Raw genomic sequence first — 5,087 nt, 5'->3', positions numbered from 1 at the left:
GAGGGGGACGCGGGCGGGGCGACCGGCCCTGCCCCGGACGCGCGCGTGCTTCTTTCCCCGGCCCCGGTGCCCCGGGCTCCTTCGGGCGAGGCCCCGGCGTCCCCGGACGCCGCCCCCGGGGCTCGCCCGCCGGAGGCCCCGGCGCCCGGAGCGGACGTCCGAGGTCCGCCGGGGCTCTGTACCGGCATCCCGCGCTCCGCGTGGGCCTCGCCCTGCCTCCGCCCGCGCCGCAGGCCGAAGTAGTACGCGAGGACACCGGCGCCCAGCGCCGCCTGGAGGGCGAACAGCGCCGACTCGACCTCGCCGGACGGCGGCTCGTACAGCGGGGCGAACCAGGGCTCGTAGTCCGGCCGCAGCTCCGTGATCGCCGTCTCCGCCTCGGCGTCCGCCCCGGCGAAGGGCTCCTCCTTGTGGTCGCCGAGACCGAGGGCGAGCGGCAGCACCGCCAGGGCCACTACGACGAGCAGCAGCAGCGTGTTGATCTTCGCGTTCCGGCTCATCGGGCGTTCGCCCCCTCGGACGGCGCGGCGTCACCGGCGGCCCCGGCCGGCCGGGCGAGAACGCCGAGCCGGATCAGGTCGCCCTTGCTGGACTGCGCGAGGAGCCGCATCACGAGGACCGTGAGCAGGCCCTCGCTGACCGCCAGCGGGATCTGCGTCACCGCGAAGATGCCGCCGAACTTGGCCAGCGCGCCCGCCACGCCGCTTCCGGGGTCGGGGAAGGCGAGGGCCAGCTGCACGCTGGTCACGCAGTACGTCGAGAGGTCCGCCACGAACGCGCCGGAGAACACGCTCACCATCAGCGGCGCCCCGGACCTGCGCAGCAGGAGGTACGTCCCGTACCCCGCCCACGGGCCGGCGACGGCCATGGAGAAGGCGTTCGCGCCGAGGGTGGTCAGGCCGCCGTGCGCCAGGAGCAGCGCCTGGAAGAGGAGCGTGAGGGTGCCGAGCACCGCCATGATCGGCGGCCGGAACAGGATGGCGCCGAGCCCGGTACCGGTCGGGTGCGAACAACTGCCCGTCACCGAGGGAAGCTTCAGCGCGGACAGGACGAAGGTGAAGGCGCCGGAGGCGCCCAGCAGCAGGGTGGACTCGGGGTTGGACCGCACCTCGCGGGTCAGCGCGCGGACTCCGTGGACGACGAACGGTGCGGCCGCGACGCTCCAGGCGGCGGCGTGCACAGGGGGCAGATACCCCTCGGCTATATGCATGGTTGGGAGACCCTCTCCAGCACCTCGTGGATGGACAACGCGCCTTGGCCGGTCTCCTGGCTGACGGTCATGCCGCCCGACTCCGCCTTCCCACACCCCGGCGGTCTCCCGCGGCGATGCAGTGGCTTCCCCTGGGGGATGGAGCCGGACCTCCCGATCACAGTGGCGAGGGCCGCACCGGTACTGCACCGGTTTCCCGTACACCAAGGCGCTGTGACACTAGTGGGTTGACCAGGTGCATCACAACACGGCGGCCACCCGGCGCGTTCTCCCGCTCACTGCGCGCTGTCGTCGCACGCCCCCGCGCACACCGGCCCCCGTCTCACTCCTTGCGGTAGGTGTACGCCTCCGAGGCCGCCGCCGCGACCTCGTCCAGGCCGGCGCCCGCGCTCGCGGTCACCACGGCCGCGACGGCGCCCTCCACGAAGGGGGCGTCCACCAGCCGGGCGCCCTCGGGCAGTTCGCCGCCCTCCGCGAGCAGCGCCTTCACGGTGAGCACGGCGCTGCCCAGGTCGACGAGGAGGGCCACCCCGGCGCCGCCGTCGACCGCCCGCGCCGCCTCGGCGATCAGCTCCGCGCTCGTGCCCAGGCCCCCGCCCGGGGTGCCGCCGGCCGGCCGGACCGGAGCCGTGTCGCCGCCACCGGCGAGGCCCCGGGCCAGTTCGGCCACGGCCGCCGCCACCCCGGCGCTGTGCGAGACCAGGACGATCCCGACCCGTCCGGCGCTCATGCCGCCCCCTCCCCGTCCGTCGTCGTCCCGTCCGGCGCTCATGCCGCCCCCTCCCCGTCCGTCCTCGTCCCGTCCGCCGCCTCCGCGCGGGCCGTGGCGGCGAGCGCCGCGAACAGCAGCGCCGAGGAGGCCGCGCCCGGGTCCTCGTGCCCGGCCGAGCGCTCGCCCAGGTAGCTGGCCCTGCCCTTGCGCGCCCGCAGCGGCACGGTTCCGGCGGCGCCCTCACCGGCCCGGTCCCGTCCTGCCGAGAAGGACACCTTCAGCCCCTCCACACCCGGCCCGAGCGCGTCCAGCATCGTCTTGTCCCCCGGTGCCGCGCCGCCCAGCCGGGAAACGGCCTCCACCCCCTCGCCCAGCGCCCCGGCGAACCGCTCCCGGGTCACCTGCGGATCGTCGCCGAGCGCCTTGCCCGCGCGCCGCAGCAGCGTGCCGTAGAGGGGTCCCGACGCCCCGCCGACCGTGGAGATCAACTGCTTCCCGGCCGCGACGAGCACCGCTCCCGGTGCCGTCGGCGGCTCCTCCTCCAAGGCCTTGCGCACGGCCGTGAAACCGCGCCGCAGGTTGGCCCCGTGGTCGGCGTCGCCGATGGCCGCGTCCAGCTCGGTCAGCCGGTCGGCCTCCCGCTCGACCGCTTCGGCCACCGCCTCCAGCCAGCGCACGAAGAACTCCGTGCCGTACGTTCCCGCCGTCTCCGTCATCCCGGTCCTCTCCCGTGTGTCCCTGCCGATGTGTCCGGCGGCCCCGGCTCACAGCCCCCAGCGGAGCGCGGCCGTCCGCACGGGCGCGTCCCACAGACGCAGCAGCTCCTCGTCCGCCTCGCACAGCGTCACCGAACAGCCGGCCATGTCCAGCGAGGTCACGTAGTTCCCCACCAGGGCCCGGGCGACCGGCACCCCGCGCTCCCCGAGCACCCGCGCCACCTCCGCGTGGAAGCCGTACAGCTCCAGCAGGGGTGTCCCGCCCATGCCGTTGACCAGCGCCAGGACCGGGCCGGTGGGCCGCAGGTCGTCCAGGACGGCTTCGACGGCGACGTCGGCGATCTCCCGGGCCGTCATCATGGCCCGCCGCTCCCGGCCCGGCTCGCCGTGGATGCCCACGCCCAGCTCCAGTTCGCCGGGGGGCAGGTCGAAGGTCGGCGATCCCTTCGCCGGTGTGGTGCAGGCGCCGAGGGCCACCCCGAAGGAGCGGGACCGCTCGTTCACCCGCCGTGCCACGGCCTCGACCCGCTCCAGCGGCGCGCCCTCCTCGGTGGCGGCCCCGGCGATCTTCTCCACGAACAGCGTCGCGCCGGTGCCGCGCCGCCCCGCCGTGTACAGGCTGTCCGTGACCGCCACGTCGTCGTCGACGAGGACCCGGGCGATCCGTACGCCCTCGTCCTCCGCCAGTTCGGCCGCCATCTCGAAGTTCAGCACGTCACCGGTGTAGTTCTTGACGACGAACAGCACCCCGGCGCCGCTGTCGACGGCCGCCGCGGCCCGCACCATCTGATCGGGCACGGGCGAGGTGAACACCTCGCCCGGACACGCGGCGTCCAGCATCCCGGGCCCCACGAACCCCGCGTGCAGCGGCTCGTGCCCCGACCCGCCGCCCGACACCAGCGCCACCTTCCCGGCCACCGGCGCGTCCCGCCGCACCACCACCCTCCGCTCCACGTCCACGGTGAGCTCGGGATGCGCGGCGGCCATCCCCCGCAGGGCGTCGGCGACGACGGTCTCGGGGACGTTGATGAGCATCTTCACAGCGGTCTCCTCGGGCCTCGCGAGCCGGCGGCCCGCTCTCCTCCCGGGGGCGGGCCGTCCGGCCGGCTGGTCTGACGGTGTGCGGCTGACGGTGGTGCGTGCTGCTCGAAGGCCGGTCCCGGCGGTGGCCGCCGGGGTGCCCCTGCCGAGTATCGGCCCTGCCGCCGCCGTGGTCACGTACGCGACGGGATCATCCCCGGCGGCGGGGTGCCCGGGCGGTCGGGGAGCCGGCGACCCCGGACGCGTGTCGGGGGCCGTACGGTTCCGTGATCACGATCACCCTGGTTTCCCGCGCCCGGTGTCAACCGGGCGCCCCGCCCCCGGCGTATGGGGGGTGTTGTCGGAGATCCGGGAGAGCGCAGTTGACCGTCGAGGAGTTCGAAGAGTTCTACGCCCACGCGGTGGCGCGGCTCACGGGCCAGTTGTACGTGATGCTCGGCGACCTGCACGAGGCGCAGGACGTCGTGCAGGAGGCCTTCGTCAAGGGCTGGAGCCGCAGGCGGCAGCTCGACCGGGACGGGCAGCCCGAGGCGTGGATCCGGACGGTCGCGTGGCGGCTCGCGGTGAGCCGGTGGCGGTTCCGGCGGCGGACGACCGAGGCCTGGCGGCGCGGCGGGGCGCCCCCGGTGGTGGCCGGGCCCGAACCGGACCACCTCGTCCTCGTCGAGGCCCTGCGCGGGCTGCCTCCCCAGCAGCGGCGCACGCTCACCCTCCACTATCTGTGCGATCTGAGCGTGGATCAGGTCGCCGGCGAGACCGGTCTGTCGACCGGCACCGTCAAGACCCACCTGGCGCGTGGCCGCGCGGCCCTCGCCCACCGGATCGACGACCCCCGTATCGAGCCCGCGCCCCGTGAGGAGGCACCCGGTGCATGAGCCCCACGACCCGCTGCGGTCGCTGTTCCAGGAAGCCGCGGAGGCGGGACGGGCCCGCGCCGCCCTCCCGACCGCCGCGGAGATCTCCGCCCGGGGCCGCCGGGCCCACCGGCGCCGCCTCGCCGTCTGCGCGGCGGCGGCCTGCCTCCTGGTGGGCGGCGGGGGAGCGGCCCTCACCACCCTGCTGCCGGGGTCCTCCGAGCCGGTCCTGCCCGCCACGAGCCCTTCGGCGAGCCGCCCCTCGCCCACGGCTCCGGCCGGTACGACCCGGCCGCCCGCCACCGGCGGGACCACGGCCGCCACGACCTCGCCACCCCCCTCGCCACCCCGCACCACCGTGCCCGGCGGCATCCCCACGAGCACCGGCACGACCACGTCCCCCACCCGTACCGGCGACCGCTGACCCGTACCCGGCCCCACCCTGCGGGATCGCCCCGTCGCGGTCCCGTGCCCCGCCACGCCCTGAGGAAAGAGAGACATGACCCTCATAGCCGGACATGCCCCGAGGGCGGAGGCGACTCCCGCCGCGCACC

7 protein-coding genes and 1 riboswitch are annotated in these 5,087 nt (G+C 75.7%); of the genes, 2 read left to right on the top strand and 5 right to left on the bottom strand.

Going from position 1 to position 5,087, the window contains the following annotated elements; translation table 11 throughout:
* The 5 genes from RIF68_RS26935 to dhaK form a co-directional block, all read right to left on the bottom strand.
* Positions 1 to 500, bottom strand: a 500-nt coding sequence (locus RIF68_RS26935) for an energy-coupling factor ABC transporter substrate-binding protein (protein ID WP_309053893.1), incomplete at its 3' end; no start/stop codon positions are given.
* Positions 497 to 1,210 carry an energy-coupling factor ABC transporter permease gene (locus RIF68_RS26930; RefSeq protein ID WP_309053892.1) on the bottom strand — a complete coding sequence of 238 codons (714 nt, stop codon included), beginning with the start codon at positions 1,208 to 1,210 and terminating at the stop codon, positions 497 to 499. The genes RIF68_RS26935 and RIF68_RS26930, both read right to left, overlap by 4 nt.
* 28 nt (positions 1,211 to 1,238) lie before the next feature.
* Positions 1,239 to 1,461, bottom strand: a riboswitch (cobalamin riboswitch).
* A 71-nt stretch (positions 1,462 to 1,532) separates the two neighbouring features.
* Entirely contained in the window at positions 1,533 to 1,940 is a 408-nt protein-coding gene (locus RIF68_RS26925) for a PTS fructose transporter subunit IIA (RefSeq protein ID WP_309053891.1), read from the bottom strand.
* Between the two features lie 38 nt (positions 1,941 to 1,978).
* Positions 1,979 to 2,638, bottom strand: coding sequence for a dihydroxyacetone kinase subunit DhaL (gene dhaL / locus RIF68_RS26920; protein WP_309053890.1), 660 nt, complete (start codon positions 2,636 to 2,638; stop codon positions 1,979 to 1,981).
* 48 nt (positions 2,639 to 2,686) lie between these two features.
* Complete coding sequence (gene dhaK, locus RIF68_RS26915) at positions 2,687 to 3,679, bottom strand: dihydroxyacetone kinase subunit DhaK (RefSeq protein ID WP_309053889.1); 993 nt, start codon at positions 3,677 to 3,679, stop codon at positions 2,687 to 2,689.
* A 362-nt stretch (positions 3,680 to 4,041) separates the two neighbouring features.
* On the opposite strand from dhaK, the gene RIF68_RS26910 reads away from it, so the two are divergent.
* Positions 4,042 to 4,554 (top strand): SigE family RNA polymerase sigma factor, encoded by a 513-nt coding sequence (locus tag RIF68_RS26910; protein ID WP_309053888.1) that lies wholly within the window; start codon positions 4,042 to 4,044, stop codon positions 4,552 to 4,554.
* Entirely contained in the window at positions 4,547 to 4,957 is a 411-nt protein-coding gene (locus tag RIF68_RS26905; protein ID WP_309053887.1) for a hypothetical protein, read from the top strand. The genes RIF68_RS26910 and RIF68_RS26905 overlap by 8 nt, the downstream gene beginning before the upstream one ends.
* Positions 4,958 to 5,087 lie beyond the last annotated feature (130 nt).

This window comes from Streptomyces sp., from assembly GCF_031178505.1.
Classification (GTDB): Bacteria; Actinomycetota; Actinomycetes; order Streptomycetales; family Streptomycetaceae; genus Streptomyces; species Streptomyces gulbargensis.
Note: the sequence above shows the minus strand (reverse complement) of the source record. Positions and strands in the feature narration are given on the sequence as shown.